General features: G+C 72.5%; 16 protein-coding genes. 7 read left to right on the top strand and 9 right to left on the bottom strand.

Translation table 11 applies throughout. From position 1 onward, the window contains the following. Together AB0H83_RS39830 and AB0H83_RS39825 are read right to left on the bottom strand one after the other, a co-directional pair. Positions 1 to 208: hypothetical protein (locus tag AB0H83_RS39830; protein ID WP_360104832.1), on the bottom strand; the 208-nt coding region annotated here is incomplete at its 3' end. Positions 209 to 586: 378 nt separating this feature from the next. Continuing rightward, the gene (locus AB0H83_RS39825) at positions 587 to 1,045 is read right to left on the bottom strand and encodes a hypothetical protein (RefSeq protein ID WP_360104829.1); all 459 of its coding nucleotides are present in this window, start codon (positions 1,043 to 1,045) and stop codon (positions 587 to 589) included. A 213-nt stretch (positions 1,046 to 1,258) separates the two neighbouring features. On the opposite strand from AB0H83_RS39825, the gene AB0H83_RS39820 reads away from it, so the two are divergent. The 3 genes from AB0H83_RS39820 (at position 1,259) to AB0H83_RS39810 (ending at position 4,771) form a co-directional block, all read left to right on the top strand. Then, positions 1,259 to 1,597 (top strand): hypothetical protein, encoded by a 339-nt coding sequence (locus tag AB0H83_RS39820; protein WP_360104826.1) that lies wholly within the window; start codon positions 1,259 to 1,261, stop codon positions 1,595 to 1,597. A gap of 203 nt (positions 1,598 to 1,800) precedes the next feature. Beyond that, complete coding sequence (locus AB0H83_RS39815) at positions 1,801 to 2,406, top strand: nucleotidyl transferase AbiEii/AbiGii toxin family protein (RefSeq protein WP_360104847.1); 606 nt, start codon at positions 1,801 to 1,803, stop codon at positions 2,404 to 2,406. A gap of 223 nt (positions 2,407 to 2,629) precedes the next feature. Continuing rightward, entirely contained in the window at positions 2,630 to 4,771 is a 2,142-nt protein-coding gene (locus tag AB0H83_RS39810; RefSeq protein ID WP_360104823.1) for an acyltransferase family protein, read from the top strand. On the opposite strand, the gene AB0H83_RS39805 is transcribed toward AB0H83_RS39810, so the two are convergent. From AB0H83_RS39805 to AB0H83_RS39795, 3 genes are read right to left on the bottom strand one after another with little or no spacing between them, the layout of a single operon-like run. Next, positions 4,764 to 5,993 (bottom strand): hypothetical protein, encoded by a 1,230-nt coding sequence (locus AB0H83_RS39805; protein WP_360104820.1) that lies wholly within the window; start codon positions 5,991 to 5,993, stop codon positions 4,764 to 4,766. The genes AB0H83_RS39810 and AB0H83_RS39805 overlap by 8 nt on opposite strands. After that, the gene (locus AB0H83_RS39800; protein WP_360104817.1) at positions 5,896 to 6,606 is read right to left on the bottom strand and encodes an enterochelin esterase; all 711 of its coding nucleotides are present in this window, start codon (positions 6,604 to 6,606) and stop codon (positions 5,896 to 5,898) included. Before AB0H83_RS39800 ends, AB0H83_RS39805 begins: the two co-directional genes overlap by 98 nt. Further along, positions 6,607 to 6,855, bottom strand: coding sequence for a PspC domain-containing protein (locus AB0H83_RS39795; RefSeq protein ID WP_360104814.1), 249 nt, complete (start codon positions 6,853 to 6,855; stop codon positions 6,607 to 6,609). Between the two features lie 117 nt (positions 6,856 to 6,972). Between AB0H83_RS39795 and AB0H83_RS39790 the strand changes: the two genes are divergently transcribed. Continuing rightward, positions 6,973 to 7,491 carry a general stress protein gene (locus AB0H83_RS39790; protein ID WP_360104811.1) on the top strand — a complete coding sequence of 173 codons (519 nt, stop codon included), beginning with the start codon at positions 6,973 to 6,975 and terminating at the stop codon, positions 7,489 to 7,491. 39 nt (positions 7,492 to 7,530) lie between these two features. On the opposite strand, the gene AB0H83_RS39785 is transcribed toward AB0H83_RS39790, so the two are convergent. Next, positions 7,531 to 8,595, bottom strand: a complete 1,065-nt coding sequence (locus AB0H83_RS39785) for an AI-2E family transporter (protein ID WP_360104844.1) — start codon at positions 8,593 to 8,595, stop codon at positions 7,531 to 7,533. Positions 8,596 to 8,739: 144 nt separating this feature from the next. Here AB0H83_RS39785 and AB0H83_RS39780 point away from each other — a divergent pair, with 144 nt between their 5' ends. From AB0H83_RS39780 to AB0H83_RS39770, 3 genes are all read left to right on the top strand, one after another. Further along, complete coding sequence (locus tag AB0H83_RS39780) at positions 8,740 to 9,453, top strand: lysophospholipid acyltransferase family protein (RefSeq protein WP_360104808.1); 714 nt, start codon at positions 8,740 to 8,742, stop codon at positions 9,451 to 9,453. 56 nt (positions 9,454 to 9,509) lie between these two features. Beyond that, complete coding sequence (locus tag AB0H83_RS39775; protein ID WP_360104805.1) at positions 9,510 to 10,451, top strand: acyl-ACP desaturase; 942 nt, start codon at positions 9,510 to 9,512, stop codon at positions 10,449 to 10,451. A 132-nt stretch (positions 10,452 to 10,583) separates the two neighbouring features. Next, positions 10,584 to 10,949 (top strand): Lsr2 family protein, encoded by a 366-nt coding sequence (locus AB0H83_RS39770; protein WP_360104802.1) that lies wholly within the window; start codon positions 10,584 to 10,586, stop codon positions 10,947 to 10,949. A gap of 46 nt (positions 10,950 to 10,995) precedes the next feature. On the opposite strand, the gene AB0H83_RS39765 is transcribed toward AB0H83_RS39770, so the two are convergent. From AB0H83_RS39765 to AB0H83_RS39755, 3 genes are all read right to left on the bottom strand, one after another. After that, positions 10,996 to 12,306 carry a hypothetical protein gene (locus AB0H83_RS39765; protein ID WP_360104799.1) on the bottom strand — a complete coding sequence of 437 codons (1,311 nt, stop codon included), beginning with the start codon at positions 12,304 to 12,306 and terminating at the stop codon, positions 10,996 to 10,998. A 5-nt stretch (positions 12,307 to 12,311) separates the two neighbouring features. Further along, on the bottom strand, positions 12,312 to 13,547 hold the full coding sequence (locus tag AB0H83_RS39760) for a type III PLP-dependent enzyme (protein WP_360104796.1): 1,236 nt from the start codon (positions 13,545 to 13,547) through the stop codon (positions 12,312 to 12,314). 208 nt (positions 13,548 to 13,755) lie between these two features. Beyond that, positions 13,756 to 16,503 carry an EAL domain-containing protein gene (locus AB0H83_RS39755; protein WP_360104793.1) on the bottom strand — a complete coding sequence of 916 codons (2,748 nt, stop codon included), beginning with the start codon at positions 16,501 to 16,503 and terminating at the stop codon, positions 13,756 to 13,758. Between the last annotated feature and the right edge of the window lie 122 nt (positions 16,504 to 16,625).

Raw genomic sequence — 16,625 nt, 5'->3', positions numbered from 1 at the left:
TCTCGGACCGGCGCTTGAGCTGCACCGTGCCGGTGTGCGCGTCCTGGACCTCCACGACTCGGGCGAGCAGCTGCACGGTGTCGGACCGGCCGGACGCCGCCCCGGGCAGCCCGCCGCCCCGGGCAGCCCGCCGCCCCGGGCAACCGGGTGGCGTCGCCGGCCATGGTGGGTGATCTTGCTCGTTTGATCGAAGTCGTGGGATGGTCATCCAGATGGCCAGGACGTGACTTCGATCAGTGGCGCGGGGGTCGGGCGGGTGTGACGCTGGTTGGAGTTTCTCGCCGGTCAGGTGGCGGGCCGGGCAGTGGGGGACGGGCCGGTCCGGTGCGGGGTGATCTTGCTCGTTTGATCGAAGTCGTGGGATGGCTGTCCAGATGGCCAGGACGCGACTTCGATCAGCGGTGTGGTGGTCGGGCCGGCGCGGTCTGGTCGTGGGTCGGGACCGTCACGCCGCGCTGAAGCTGGCCGCGCTCGCGGCTGCGTCCGACACCGCCGGGGAGTGGTCCGGTGGCAGCACGTGGCGCCGGCCAGAAGACCCGTATCTGCGGGCAGGTGGCTGTGCAGCGTGAACCCGGCACGACATCAGTCACCAGTGCCAGCGGGCGGCGTGGCGGTGGTCGGCGGTGGGCGGGGTGATGTCCACCGAGCCGGTGGCGCGGTGTTGCTGGACGGCGAGGCGGCACTTGTCGCGGACCCGGGCGCGCTGCGGGCGGGTCCAGGTGGCGAGGACGAACGCGCGGGTCGGGCCGTCGTACATCCGCGGCAGGCGGTCGTCGCACGGGCGCCACGTGCAGTTGGTGCGGTGGCCACGGGCGAGGAACTGCCGCAGGTCCGGGCCGGCGGGCAGGTCGCACCAGGCGGCCGGAGGCGCGAACGCCCGCTGGAGCTGGGGGCCGGCGCCGGTGCCGGGAGGCAGGGGGCGGCGGCTGCCGGTGTGGTGGGCGTGGCCCGGGTACTGGCTGGTGTAGAGCGCGGCGCAGCGGTGCAGCGGCGCCCACCAGGTGGCGCGGGCCCAGGAGGGAGCGTCGCGGTCGGTGCGTGACATGGTCTGACCCCGATCAGGGCCGCAGGGTGCGGTCCCTAACGGGGGTGGGCGGTGTCGGGGACCAGTTCGGCACGGGCCAGCACCCGCCCATCATAAGCGGGCCGGTGGTGCGGGTGGGGCGGGCGGCGATGTGGCGCGCGGGACGGCACGCGGGGGCTTCGCGTGGTGACCGGCGGTACACTACGGCGAACAGGGGGCAGGAGAGGGTCGGGCATGCAGGACGAGACGGATCCGGGACGCGTCGCGTTTCTCGCGCGGCCGCATCGTCCCGCGCTCGTCTCGCGGACGCTGACCGAGCTGCGCGGGCCGGTCCGTGGGGTGGTCGAGCTGCCGCAGCGGCTGATGTGGAATCCCCGGCGCGACTTCGACCTGGACAATCCTGATCTGCTGCTGTGGATGTATGAGAACGTGCTGCGCGAGGCCATCCGCGTGGAGGAGCTGCGCCGGTGGGTCAACGGGCGGCGGCTGGTCAGGGTGTGGCCGGAGCTGAACCTGCCGCGGGGGGTCCGGCTGGCGTGGGAGGCTCGCCACCAGCAGCTGCGCCTCAGGTGAGCGTGAGCGGCGCACCGCCCAGCGACGACCCGACGGGCGCCGAAGAAGGCGACCCGGCCACCGCCGCCGAAGGTGATCCGACAGGCGCCGCCGAAGGTGATCCGACCACCGCCGGCAAGCCGGGCGGCAGCCCGGCCGGCGGCGACGGGGCGAGACCCAGCGGCGCGGGCGCGACGGACCCGTTCTACACCGAGGTTGCCAGGATCGCCCTCGCCGTGGGGGAGCGGCATGGGTTCGTGCTCGGTGGCGGGTTCGCGTGGCTGATGAGCGGCCTGGTGTCGCGGCCGACCGAGGACGTCGACCTGTTCACCGACACCGATGGCGGGGCCGGGCGGGCCGCCGACGCCGTGTGCCGGGCGCTGCGGGCAGCGGGGTACACGGTCCAGGAAGAGGAGGCCGACGACCTGCTGGACCTGTTCGCGGGGTTCGACCAGCGGGAGTTCACCGTCGGTGACGGGGGCAGGACGGTGCGGTTGACGCTGAGCCGGCTGGACCGGTCGCAGAGCCCGGTGATGATGGACGTCGGGCCGGTCATGCACCGCGACGACCTGATCGCCACGAAGGTCGCGGCCCTGGTCAACCGGCGCGAGGTGCGTGACTACATCGACGTCGCCGCGGCGCTGCAGCACTACACCGTGGCGCAGCTGCTGGAGCTGGCCCGGCGGCAGGACCCGGGGCTCGAGGACGACGACGTGCACGCCGCGGGCCGGTACCTCGACCGGCTCGACGACGGCCGGTTCGCCTACTACGGGCTGACCCCGGAGCGGGTCACCGAACTGCGCCAGCGCCTGCGAGCGTGGCCCCGGTAGCGCCTGCAAAACGGCCGCGCCTGCAAAACGGCCGCGCCTGCAAAACGGCAGCGCCCGCAAGAAGGTAGCGAGCGCAAGCAGGCCCCGCCGGCGCCGGCAAGGGCGGCCACGGCAGGCCTGTCACACCGGCGAGGGACCCGCCCCGGTGAGCCACGTCACCTGGCCGGGGGAGGCGCGAGGGCACCCGCTACCGTGTCCCGGTGCCGAGCCGCAGGAGGGTCCGTTGACGACCTATCAGCCCTACCGGCCCGCCCCGTACACCAGGCAAGCACCCCCGCCGCAGCCCGCGCGGCCGCAGGCGGACCGGTTCCGGCCGGACATCGAGGGGCTTCGCGCCGTCGCGGTGCTGCTCGTCGTCGCCAACCACGCCGGCCTCGGCCTGGTGCACGGCGGGTACGTGGGCGTCGACGTCTTCTTCGTCATCTCCGGGTTCCTGATCACGCTGCACCTGTTCAAGGAGCTGCAGCGGACCGGCCGGATCGGGTTCGGCGCGTTCTACGGGCGGCGCATCGTGCGGCTGCTGCCGGCCTCGACGGTGGTGCTGGTCGCCACGGTCGCCGCGGCCTGGACGTGGATGTCGCCGGTGCAGGCGAAGGCGGTGGTGTTCGACGCGCTGTCGGCCGCCGCGTACGGGATCAACGTCCGCCTCGCCGTGCTCGGCACCGACTACCTGTCCGCGGAGCTGGAGCCGTCGCCGCTGCAGCACTTCTGGTCGCTGGCGGTCGAGGAGCAGTTCTACTTCATCTGGCCGCTGCTGCTGGTCGTGGCCGCCACCCGCCGGGCCAGCCGGCGCAGCGCCGCCGTCGCGCTGAGCGTGCTGGGGGTCGTGTCGTTCGCCGTGTGCGTGTGGCAGACCGGGCATTCGCAGCCGTGGGCGTACTTCGGGATCCAGGCCCGCGCGTGGGAGCTGGCCGCCGGCGCGCTGATCGCGCTCGCCGCGGAGCGCCTGCAGCGGCTGCCCGGGGCGGCCGTGGCCACCTGGCTCGGGGTGGCCGCGATCGTCGCGTCGGCGGTGCTGTACGACGAGACCACCCGCTTCCCCGGCACCGCGGCGCTGCTGCCGGTCGCCGGTGCGGCGCTGGTCATCGCCGGCGGCTGCGCGAAGCCGAGGTCGGGTGCGGTGCGGCTGCTGGGCCTGCGCCCGATGCAGGCGATCGGCAAGCTCTCCTACAGCTGGTACCTGTGGCACTGGCCGGCGCTGATGCTCGCCCCGCACATCGCCGGCGACGAGCTCGGCACGTGGGCGCGGGTCGCGGTCGCCGCCGGCAGCCTGGTCCCGGCGTGGCTGTCGCTGCGGCTGGTGGAGAACCGGGTCAGGTTCAACCCGGTGTTCAAGCGCCGCCCGCGCCGGGGTCTCAACCTGGGCGTCACGCTCACCGCCCTCGCGTGCGGGGCCTCAGCGATCTTCCTGGGCCTGCCGAACGAGGTGGAGGGCAAGGGCACCGCGCAGGACACCGCGTCGGTGATCTCGGAGTCGCAGCAGCTCGCCGACGCCCGCAGGCAGCTGCTGGACCTGATCGCGACCAGCGCGCCGCTGACCGCGATGCCGCAGAACCTGACCCCGCCGGTCACCGCCGCGACCAACGACCGGCCGCAGGCGTCGAAGGGCTGCCTTGCGTCGCTGGACGAGACGTCGATCAAGCCGGCGCTGGCGCAGGGGTGCGACCGGCACGGCGACCCGCAGGCGACCACGACGATGGTGCTGTTCGGCGATTCGCACACCGAGCAGTGGTTCGACGCCGTCGACGCGGTCGCGAAGCGCCGGCACTGGCGGCTCGTCGTGCTCACGAAGTCCGGCTGCACCCCCGCCGACGCGTACACCATCAAGATCAACGCACGGCGGGCGTTCACGGAGTGCGCGACCTGGCGCGAGGAGGCGTTCGCGAAGATCAAAGAGCTCAAGCCGGCGCTGGTACTGCTGTCGACCCGCACCTACGGCGACCCGCCCGTCGACAAGACCGGCGCGGCGACGGTGCCGAAGGCGGAGGCCGACACCGCCTGGGCGCAGGCGCTGCTGCGGTCCGCGAAACGCGTCGCGGGTCTCGGCGCCCGGCCGGTCATCATGCAGGACACCCCGGACCCCCACGGCACCAGCGTCCCGGACTGCGTCGCCGCGCACCCCGACGCCGTCCAGCAGTGCGCGCTGAAGGTCGCCACCGCGATCTACGCCACCCGCAGGACCGCCAACGCCGAGGCGGCGCAGGCGGCCGGGTACACCGTCATCGACCCCACCGACTGGTTCTGCACCCCGGCCGTCTGCCCCGTGATCATCGGCAACGCCCTGGTGTACCGGGACGGCAGCCACGTCACGACCAGCTACGTCAAGCTGCTGACCCCGCTGCTGCAGGCGGAGCTGGTCAGCTGAGCGTCTCGCGCTTCCACAGGTCGATGAGGCCGCGGAAGTGCGCGACGAACCGGTCGTGCTCGTGCGGCGGGTACGTGCTGCGCACCGTGTCCACCAGCAGGTCGTCGAAGTCGGGCGAGGCCACCCACTCGGCGACCAGCGCGGGCACGTGCGGCAGCGCCGAGTCGCAGAACTCGCGGTACTCCTCGACCGCCAGGTAGTCGTCGGCGAGGCGCCGGTACGCGGCGAGCCTGCCCCGGTAGTCCAGCGCCGGGTCGTCGGCGACGGCGAAGTAGCGGGCGGTATCCAGGTCCAGGCTCGCCCGCCGGCCCGTCACCACACAGAACGCCGACCAGCGCACCAGCGCCGTCATCGCCCACGGGAAGTAGTAGTGCAGGCTGGTCAGGGCGACGTCGGGGCAGGCGTTGGCGTAGTCGATCGGGTGCACGACCCCGTCGCGGACCAGGCACTCGCAGGAGTTGAACTCCCACCGGAAGAACGCGTTCACCAGCCGCGAGATCGTCACCACCTCGTCGCCGACGGTCGCGTCGAGGAACTCGTGCTCCACCGCGTACCGCTCGTGCATCGGCAGCTCGGGGCGGAACTTCATGACCATCGTCTCGGGCCCGATCGTCAGGGACCGGGTGAACACGTCGTAGCCCTCGATCGACTGCTGCAGGTGCATGAGCCGCTCGCCGGACTGGTCGTAGGCGGCGTGCAGCGCGGTCGAGTCCGCGATCCGCGACACCCCGACCCACGCGCCGCCGTCGTAGGGCTTCATGAACAGGGGGTACCCGAGCTCCTCGGCGACCGCGTCGAGGTCGAACGGCCGGTTGTACCGTTCCGCGGTGTACGCCCATTTCGCATGGTCGACCGGGTTCTTGTACGGCACCAGGACGGTCTCCGGCACGTGCAGCCCGAGGCGCATCATCGCGCAGTACGCGGCGTGCTTCTCCATCGACTGGAACGTGAACGGGCTGTTGAGCAGGTACACGTCGTCCATGAGCGCGATCTTCTTCAGCCACTCGCGCGGGTGGTAGTACCAGTACGCCAGCCGGTCGATCACGAGGTCGTGCTTCGGCCGGTCGCGCAGGTTGAACGGCTCGATGCTCACCCTCGCGGTGTCGAGGCGGTGCGAGACACCGTCACGGCCGCGGATCGGACCGATCCGGCCGATCAGGGTCTCGAACGCCCGAGGCCAGTCCTGCTCCGTGCCGAGCAGCAGGCCGATGAGATGGTCCATCCGTGAACTCCCGGAGCAGCGGTGGCAGGTGGGGGCGGAGTGCGTCGCGCCAGGTCGTCATCGCGTGGCCACCGGGCACCTCGACCAGCGGCACGCCGAGCCGCCGAGCCATCGCCCGGTTGTTGTGCAGGTTCTCCTCGTCCCGGCCGCACGTCAACACCGTGCGGGCCGCGGTCGGTGCCGCCTGCTCGACGAAGTCGAGGATCCGCTGGTACCGAGGGAAACCCGACTCCTGCGGGTCCAGCTCGGCGGTGAAGAAGCTGCCGGACTGCAGGAACAGCCCGTCGAAGGTGCCCGGCCGGCGGTGCTCGGCGTGCAGCATGGCCAGCGCGCCGAGGCTGGCGCCGAGGCCGACCAGCCGGCCGGCGGGCAGGCGCGGCAGGACCCGGTCGACGAGGGCGTCGGCGTAGGCGGGGTTCGCCGAGTACCACTCGTTACGGTCGCCAGGGGACAGCAGCGCCACGTGGACGCCGCCGGCGACGCGGCTCAGCGCGGCGCCCTCCTCGTAGGCGGGTCCGTCGTGCGCGACGAGGACCACGCGGGCGCCGCCGGCGGGCGACACCACCCGGACCTCCAGGGTGCCGCCCAGCACCGGCACGCACAACGGGGTCACTCACGCACCATAGGGCAGATGATCGCCGGACGCAGGGCTCACCGGCTTCACGTCCGGCGGGGTGTCGGGCATGACGATCCAGAGGATGGGGTACGCCAGCACGGCGGTCCCGCCGGTGAGCAGCACCGCGAGCAGGAAGGCGGCGCGGGCCATGGTCGGGTCGACGCCGAAGTACTCGGCGAGGCCGCCGATCACACCGGCGACGGTGCGGTCGGCGCGGGAGCGGCGCAGCCGCTTGATCTCGGTCATGCCCCAAGATTGCCCCCGGAGCACACCTGACGACCTCGGGTGACGCCCTGAACGATCCCTGAGTCCCCGCCCCTGCTCTGCCGGGCGGATCCGCCCCGGCGGTCCTACGATTCGGCCATGACGACCCCTCCGCAACCCGAACCGCACGTCCCACCCGTCTCCGACAACCTCGTCGAGCTCGACCGCAGCACGGTCACCGTCGCCCGCTACGCCGACTACGCCTCGGCGCAGCGGGCCGTGGACTACCTGTCCGACAACGGGTTCCCGGTCGAGCGGACCTCGATCATCGGCACCGACCTGCGCCTGGTCGAGAACGTGCTCGGCCGGCTCACCATCGGCCGGGCGGCGATGGCCGGCGCGCTGAGCGGCATCTGGTTCGGCCTGTTCCTGGGCATCCTGTTCACCCTGTTCAGCACCTCGTCGTGGATCGGCATCATGCTCGTGGCGATCCTCGTCGGCGCGCTGTGGGGCGCGATCTTCGGCGCCCTCGCGCACGCCGCGACCGGTGGTCGGCGCGACTTCACGTCCCGCAGCTCGCTGCAGGCGGGCCAGTACGCGGTGACCGTCGAGGCCGAGGTCGCCGACGAGGCCCGCGTCCTGATCACCCGGGCCACCTGGCGGTCGGCCAACGACTGACCACCTGCGCCGGCTGGTGCCAGCCGGCGCAGGTGGGTCTCAGCGGGCGTTCTGCCGGGGGATGAACACCTCGCGGACGATGAGCTGGAGCGCGGCGACCACCGGGATCGCGATCAGCGCGCCGACCACGCCGAGCAGGGCCACGCCCAGCAGCACGGACAGGATCGCGGCGAGGTCGCTGACCTTGACCGCGCGGCGCATCACCGTGGGGTAGATCAGGTAGTTCTCGACCTGCTGGTAGATGACGAAGAAGATGACGCAGGCGATCCCGATGGGGATGCTGGTGGCGAAGCCGACGATGCTCACCACGATCGCGCCCAGGGTGGCGCCGATCTGCGGGATGAGGTCGGTGACCGCGATCAGGACGGCCAGGGCGTAGGAGTACGTGACGCTGAGGACGAACAGGAACACGAACGACGACAGCCCGGCGATCACCGCGATGGCGAGCGCGCCGCCGAGGTAGGCGCCGACCTTGGTGAGGATCTCGTCGCAGAGCAGGGTGACGCGGTCGCGGCGGGAGGCGGGCACGAGCTTGTAGCCGCCCGCCTTCAGCCGGTCGAAGGCGGCCATGAAGTACAGGGTGAGCACGACCACGGTCACGATGTTGAACAGCGCGCCGAACACGACCTGCGCGCCGCCCCAGACGCCGCCGAGGGCCTTGGTCACGTTGCCGGCGGTGGCGACGGTCTTGAGCTGGTCGAGCAGCTTGTAGTCCTCGTTGAGCTTGTTGAGCTGGTCCTGGTGGCGCAGGTTGTCGATGTGCCCCGGCAGGTTCTCGATCAGGGCGCCGGTCTGCGTCACCAGCGGCGGGATGAGCGCCAGCAGGCCGCCGCACAGCAGCAGCATCGCGCAGACGCCGACGGTCGCGACGGCGAGGGCGCGCGGCAGGCCCCAGCGGGTCAGCCGGACCACGGCGGGGTTGAGGCCGATCGCCAGGAACATGGCGATGAAGATGAGCACCAGGATCGAGCGGACCTGGTCGACGGCGAGGTACAGGCTGTACGCCAGCAGCAGCCCGATCCCGCCCAGCAGGCCGATGATCAGCGGTGAGCGCCGCATCGGCGGACCCGGCGTGCCGAAGCGCGGCGGCGGCACGACGATGATGTCGACGTCATCGTCGCCTGCTTCGTTCTCGTCGTTCTCGATGTCCTGGTCGACTGACACCCGGAGCTCCCACCCGCGAAGAAGAATAACGACCTTGAGGCAGGGTACCGGGTGGTCTCCAGCGAAGGTCGGTAGCGTTATGGCATGGCTGATCTCGTGTACCCACCGGTCATCGCGCTCGCGAAGACGATGTTCCGGCTGCTCAACATGCGCATCACCGTCGAGGGTGCCGAGCACGTGCCGGCCACGGGCGGGGCGGTCATCGCCTGCAACCACGTGTCGTATCTCGACTTCATCTTCTGCGGCCTCGGCGCCAACGCCTCCAAGCGGCTGGTGCGGTTCATGGCCAAGGACTCGATCTTCCGGCACCGCATCGGCGGGCCGCTGATGCGCGGGATGCGGCACATCCCCGTCGACCGGGACGCGGGGATGGCCTCCTACAAGGCGGCCCTGGAGAACCTGAAGGCCGGCGAGGTCGTCGGGGTGTTCCCGGAGGCGACGATCAGCCAGTCGTTCACCGTCAAGGACCTCAAGAACGGCGCCGCCCGGCTCGCCGCCGCCACCGGCACGCCGCTGGTGCCGATGGTGCTGTGGGGCACCCAGCGCTTCTGGACCAAGGGCCACCCGAAGAACCTCACCCAGCGCGGGATCCCGATCACCATCATGGCCGGGGAGCCGCTGCACCCGACCCGGCGCGACAACGCCGACGCGGTCACCGCCGAGCTGCGCGCCCGGATGACCGCGATGCTGGACCGCGCCCAGCGGGAGTACCCGGACCGGGCCGAGGGCGTGTTCTGGCAGCCGACGCACCTCGGCGGCACCGCCCCGACGCCCGATTCCCTGCTGGCCGCCGACTAGTTGAGCATGTTTCACTCTGTACCGACCGAGCTGCCCCTGCGTACAACGGAGGTTCCGTGACGACCGAGCCCACCGCCACCCTGGCCCTGCTCAACGAGCTGGAGCCGGTGGTTGAGGCCAACCTGAACCGTCATCTGGCCGCGGCCAAGGAATGGTTCCCGCACGAGTACGTGCCGTGGAGCCAGGGCCGTGACTTCGACGGCGTGCTCGGCGGTGAGGCGTGGGATCCCGGCCAGTCGAAGCTGTCCGAGGTGGCGCGCACCTCGCTCATCGTCAACCTGCTCACCGAGGACAACCTGCCCAGCTACCACCACGAGATCGCCACGATCTTCGGCCGGGACGGCGCCTGGGGCACCTGGGTGCACCGGTGGACCGCGGAGGAGGGCCGGCACGGCATCGCCATCCGCGACTATCTGCTCGCCACCCGCGCCGTCGACCCGGTCGCCCTCGAACGGGCCCGGATGACGCACATGGAGACCGGCTTCGCCAACGCCTACGAGGGCCTCGTCGAGTCGGTGGCGTACGTGTCGTTCCAGGAGCTCGCGACCCGCGTGTCGCACCGCAACACGGGCACGGCCAGCGGCGACCCGGTCTGCGAGCAGCTGCTGGCCAAGGTCGCCAACGACGAGAACCTGCACATGATCTTCTACCGCAACCTGCTCAACGCCGCGTTCGACGTCGCGCCGAACACGACCATGCGCGCGGTGACGAAGGTCGCGAAGTCGTTCCAGATGCCGGGGCACACCATCGAGAACTTCGGCCGCAAGTCGGTCCAGATCGCCATGGCCGGCATCTACGACCTGCGACTGCACCACGACGACGTGCTCACCCCCGTGCTGCGTCAGGTGAAGGCGTTCGACCGGCAGCTGTCCGGCGACGGCGAGGCCGCCCGCGAGGAACTGTCGGCGTTCCTGGCCGACCTCGACGCTCAGGCGAGCCGGTTCGTGGAGCGGCGGGAGGCCACCAGGGCCCGGCAGAGCGCCCGGGCCGCCGTCTGATCGCGGTTACTCTTCGGGTACGCTCCAACGACCGTTCCGTGCCCGTCACTGCCCGTCTGACCGTTTTTCACGCGGAATTCAGGCTACTGGCGGGTTAGGAAGTAACTCCCCGTATCGGAAGGCAGCATCGCCATGGCCAGACGCGTGATCCATGAGCTGATCGACGACCTCGACGGCGAACTCGCCGACGAGAGTGTCAGCTTCGGCCTCGACGGCGTGCAGTACACGATCGACCTGTCCGCCAAGCACGCCGCCGAACTCCGCGACGCCCTCGCGCAGTTCGTCGGTGCGGCGACGAAGGTCGGCCGTCTCACCCCGGCACCTGCCGCGCCGGCTCGTCCGGCCGGCCGGGTCCGGCCGGTCCTGTCCGCCCGCGCGGAGCGGGAGCAGAACCGGGCCATCCGTGAATGGGCCCTGTCGAAGGGCATTGAGGTGTCCGACCGCGGCCGGATCCGTTCGGATCTCGTCGAGCGGTACCACGCCGAGGCAGGACATTGAAGGTTCCGCACCACATCCGCTGAGGGCGCCCCGCTACGGGGCGCCCTCAGCGCTTTTCGCCCCGGACCGGGGCGCGGCGGGGCAGGCGGCTGCAGACGAGCGCGGTCAGTGCCGCGGCGGCCAGTGCCGCCGCGGCGACGCCGCTGGTCAGGCCGATGGTCAGGCCGATCGCGGGCGCGGCGACGAGCGCCGGCAGCAGCCGCACCGCGACCGCGCCACCGAGGGCGCGGGTCGAGGCGCTCCACGCCAGCACCGTGGTCACCGTGCCCGGTGGGGCGTCGCGGGCGATCCGCGCGTCCATCCCGCCCTCGAACGCGGTCATGCTCAGCCCCGACAGCAGCTGCGCGGCGAACAGGCCGAGCAGGTGCGCCGGGGCGAGCAACCACCCGGCGAGCATGCCGACGCCCCACATCGGCCAGGTGACCTGCGGGGGGAGCCGGAGCCGGTCGACGGCGGTCACGGCGGAGGACGACAGCAGGCACCCGGCGCTGAACGCGATTGCCGCCCCCGCCACCGCCTGCTGCCCGTGCAGCTCGCTGGCGAGCGCGACCGACAGCAGCGTCGGCCCGGCGGCCAGCAGGGTGACGGTCCCGCCGCCGGCCAGGACGGGCCACGGCAGCCTGGGCCGGGCGGACCGGACCCGGGCGTGCTCGCGCCGGGCGAGCCGCCGGGCGGCCCGGGTGAGCGGCGCGCCCGCCCCGGTGACGGGCCCGGTGCCGGGGATGGTCCCGGCGTCGCGGACCCGGGCCCGGCGGGCGGTCAGGACGGTGGGCACGAGGCTCAGGGCGTACACCATGAACACGGCGATCAGGAAGCGGCCGTGCAGCGGCAGGAGCGCCGCGACACCGGCACCGGCGGCCTCGACCGCCGCGATCGACAGCGCATAGCGGGTCATGGCCTGCGGCCGGGCGTCGACGGCGGCGACCTCGGCGCGCATCGCGGCGAACCCGGCGTAGGCGGCGACGTGCATGAGCACGATCCCGGCCGCGATGACCCTGCCGTCGTAGCCGGCGAGCAGCGCGGCCAGGGTCGCGACCCGCAGCAGTCCCTCGGTGCCGGCGGCGAGCAGCAGCAGGGTGCGGCCGGGCAGGTGCCGGGCGAGCCGGCCGGTGACGGGCGCGGACAGCATGACGCCGACGAGCATGGCGGCGTTGAACAGCCCGGCGAGGGCGAGGCCGCCGCGCTCGACGGCGACCAGGTTGAAGACCGTCCAGCCCAGCGCCAGGCCGAACGAGTCGACCAGCCCGGACACCATCAGCTCGCGCAGCCGCCCGGCGCGCCGGCGCCCGCCGGGGGTGACGCTGCGGTGGCGGGGCGGGCGTGCGGGCCGGTGCGTCCGCGGGGGCGCAACGGCCACGGCCATCAGCTGCCGCCGGCCCGGGCCGCCGGGAGGTGCACGGGCGGTGCCGACGGGGCCACGCCGCCGACGAAGACGGGCCGCGGCGGCGGGAAGCCGTTGAAGTGCGACGCGTAGCTGAGCGTGTACGCCCCCGCGGAGCCGATGTACAACCGGTCGCCGACGTCGACGGTGGAGGGCAGGTGCACGCCGTAGAACATCGTGTCGGAGCTGTCGCACGACGGGCCGGTGACGGTGAACGGCAGGTGCGGCACCAGCGCGTGGTCGGTGCGGGACGTCCACAGCGGGAACCGCCACTGCTGCACGGTCTGCTGGGTCTCCATCATGCCGTGGTACGCGCCGACGTCGAGATACAGCCAGTTCTCCCCTGCGCGGACCTCGCGGCCGAGCACGGAGGCGACCATGACGGAGCTCTCCGCGACGAGGTGCCGGCCAGGCTCCGCCGCCAGCAGCCGCGGCCGGTACGGCAGCAGCTCCTCCAACGCGGGCACGATCGCGCCGGCGATCTGGTCGAGGGACGGGACGCGCTCGACGTACCGGGCCGGGAACCCGCCGCCCAGGTCGAGCATCTCCAGGTGGACGCCGTCGGTGGCGAGGACCGCCATCAGCCGGCCGGCGGCCGCGATCGCCTGCCGCCACGCGCTCGTCGTGGCGCACTGCGAGCCGACGTGGAAGGTGACACCGTACGGCCGCAGGCCCAGCTGCCGGGCGAGCAGCAGCAGCGCCCGCGCCTCGTGGGCCTCGGCGCCGAACTTGCGCGACAGCGGGAAGCTGCTGGTGGAGTCGTCCACCCGCAGCCGGATGTAGACCGCGGCGCCGGGCACGAGCTGGGCAAGCTTGTGCAGCTCGCCCTCGGAGTCGAAGCTGAAGCGCCACAGGCCGGCCTTGCGCGCCTCCACGATCGCGGTGGGCGGCTTGATCGGGTTGCTGTAGAGCACCTCGGCGGGGTCGACGCCGATCTCCTGCAGCATCCGCAGCTCGCCGATGGACGCGACCTCGAAGCCGGAGCCGAGGGCGGCGAGGGTGCCGAGGATGTCGGTGCTGGGGTTGCACTTCATCGCGTAGAAGGTGGACACGCCCGGGATCGCGGCGGCGAACGCGGTGTACCGGTCCACGACGGTGCTCAGGTCGACCGCCAGGAACGGCGTGGGCACGTCGAACGCCGCCAGGGCTCGCGGGCCGAGGGCGGCCGGCCAGTGACCGGGAAGGTCCAGACGCGCCTGGTCGGTGACAGCCGTCATGTACCGGGCTCCTTCGCAAAGCGGGTGGTCGTGCGGGTCGGTCCACACATCGGCACGGGGCGGCGCGCGGCTGCGAAGGACCCCCGTTGCGGGTGCGGGGCGGATCGAGGCCGTCCCGCACCGTGCCGGCAACCTCGCGGCGGCGCCGGTCGAGCAGGTCATGCGCCGGCGGTGCGGCTGCGGGCGGCGGGCTTCACACGGCGGGGCTTCAGGCGGCCAGGGCGGCCGGGTCGCGCAGCAGCGCGCCGGCCTCGTCGGCGGGCAGCGGCCGGGAGAAGTAGTAGCCCTGGCCGACGTCGCAGCCCATCCGGCGCAGGGCGTGGAACTGCGCGTACTGTTCGATGCCCTCCGCGACGGTGGCCATCCCGAGGCTCTGCCCGAGCTGCACGATCGTGCGGGCGAGGGCCGCGTCGGGCGTGGCGCCGCCGATGCGTTCCACGAACGACCGGTCGATCTTCAGCGTGTCGACGGGGAAGCGGCGCAGGTACGCCAGCGACGAGTACCCGGTGCCGAAGTCGTCGATGGCCAGCTTGACGCCGATCTCCTTGAGGCTGAGCAGGACCGCGAGGTTCTCCTCGGTGTCGGTCATCAGGACGCTCTCGGTCATCTCCAGGCACAGCCGCTCCGCGGACAGCCCGGTGACGGCGAGGACCCCGGCGACGATCGCCGGCAGGTCGGTCTGGTCGAACTGGCGGCCGGACACGTTGACCGCCATGGTCAGCGGCCGGTCGGGGTCGTGCCGGCTCCATTCGACGCACTGCCGGCTGGCCTCGGCGAGGACCCACTGGCCGAGCGGGCGGATGAGGCCCGTGGACTCGGCGAGCGGGATGAAGTCGGCGGGGGAGATCATCCCGCGCACCGGGTGCTGCCAGCGCAGGAGCGCCTCGAAGCCGGTGACGGTGCCGGAGCGCAGCTCGATCGTCGGCTGGTAGTACAGGACGAGCTCGCCGCCTGTCTCCAGGGCGCGGCGCAGGTCGGCGGCGAGCTGCAGCCGGTCGACGAGACCCGAGTGCATCGCCGGGTCGTACCGGGCGAAGGTGCCCTCGCCGGCCGCCTTGGCCCGGTACATGGCCAGGTCGGCGTTGCGCATCAGCTGGTCGGCGTCGGTGGCGTCCGGGCCGGTGACGGCGATGCCGATGGACGCCTGGACGTGGATCTCGGTGTTGTCGATGTCGAACTGGCGGTCCAGCCCGTCGATGATGCGGGTGGCGAGCTTGTCGGCGTCACCGGCCGCGTCGCCGGCGGTGCCGGTCAGGTCGATGAGGACGGCGAACTCGTCGCCGCCGAAGCGGGCCACGGTGTCGCCGGGGCGCACCGCGGCGGTGAGCCGACCGGCGACCTGGACGAGCAGGTGGTCGCCGGCGGCGTGCCCGAGGCTGTCGTTGACCTCCTTGAACCCGTCGAGGTCCAGGAACAGCACGGCGATGTCGGCCTCGCCGCGGCGGCGCAGCGCCAGCTCGACGCGGTCCTTGAACAGGGCCCGGTTCGCCAGCTTCGTGAGGCCGTCGTGGAAGGCCTCGTGGACGAGCTGGTCCTCCAGCTCCTTGCGTTCGGAGATGTCGCGGGCGTTGAGCACGAGGCCCTGCACGTTGCGGTCGCCGAGCAGGTTGGTGACGGTGACCTCGGCGAGGCGGTGCTGGCCGTCGGCGTGGCGCATCGGGATCTCCACGACGCGGCTGGCGTACGGGGCGCCGGCGACCGCGCCGAACGCCTCCTCGAGCCGTTCGCGGGCGTCGTCGGGCAGGAACTCGGTGAGCCGCCGCCCGGCGATCTGCTCCCGGTCGTAGCCGAAGACCCGGGCGATCGACTCGGACTGGTACGTGACGACGCCGTCGAGCGACACGACGGTGACGACGTCGGAGCTGTGCTGCACGAGTGCCTGGAAGCGCTGCTGGCTGGCGCGCAGCTCGGCGGTGCGGACCTCGACGCGGTGCTCCAAGTCGCGGGTCAGGCTGCGGTTCTCCAGCAGGGTGAGCAGCTGCCGGCCGACGATGAGCAGGATGATCACGGAGCGGGTCATGGTCACGACCGGGTCGTGGGTGGCGTGCCGGAGCACCTCGAACGTGCTGGTCGCCAGCGCGCCGAGGACCGCGATGTAGGGCAGCATGACGCCGAGGGGGCGCACCAGCGCGTCGGCGTCCTCGGCCTCGGGCCGGCCGTCGGGCTTGCGGGAGGCGAGCAGGATCAGCGCGAAGCCGATGAACCAGCCCAGGTCGAGCACGGCGCCGGAGCCGTAGTCGTCGATGAGGGTCAGGTAGGCGTAGCCGCTGTCGGACACGGTGAACGCGGCGAGCCCGCCGCCGACCAGCGGCAGCGACATGGGCCGCGGCCCGCCGCTGCGCAGCCGGGCGAGGATGAACAGCACGATGGTGAGCACGACGACGTCGCCGGCCGGGTACCACAGGGTGACCAGCAGCGCGAGGGTGCTGTCGGCGCCCTGCGCGGCGAGCGGCCCGAGGATCAGGTTCCAGGTGATGAGCAGCAGCGACGCGGCGATCATGAGGCCGTCGAGGATGCTGCGGGCCTGCTGCGCGACGCTCAGCCGGCGCACCGGCAGCACCAGCAGCCCTGCGGCGGTCAGCGGCATCATCCAGAAGTACCCGGCGTCCGCGACGGACGGGAACGGCACGTCGGTGCGCAGGACCGTCTCGTACCAGATGCAGCACAGCTGCCCGGCGGCCCAGGACAGGGCGCCGAGCCCGGTCAGGGCCCACGCCCACCGCACGCGGGCGGCGGCCGGCCGCCGCGCCGTCACCCACGCCGTGGCCAGGCAGCCGCAGGCGGCGGCGAGGGCCGCGGCGAACAGCGCGACGTTGGAGGTGTTCTGCGCGGTGACCGGCCCGCCAGCGCCGGTGACGAGCGCGGCGAACAATGCTGCGGTGACGGTGGCGGCGGCGCCGCAGAGGATCGCGTACCCGCGGGTCGGGGCGGCGGCGCGCAGCAACGTGCCCAGCAATGTCGCCCCCTGTCGCCGATGTCGTCCAGTGACCTGCCAGATCGGGCGACAGGCGCGGGAGCTGAGGCGTCGGGCGGCCCGGCAACCGCACCGCACCCGGCCGGACCCGGCAGGACCGGGTG

This window comes from Dactylosporangium sp. NPDC050688 (assembly GCF_040654515.1).
In the GTDB taxonomy this organism is placed as follows: Bacteria; Actinomycetota; Actinomycetes; order Mycobacteriales; family Micromonosporaceae; genus Dactylosporangium.
Note: the sequence above shows the minus strand (reverse complement) of the source record. Positions and strands in the feature narration are given on the sequence as shown.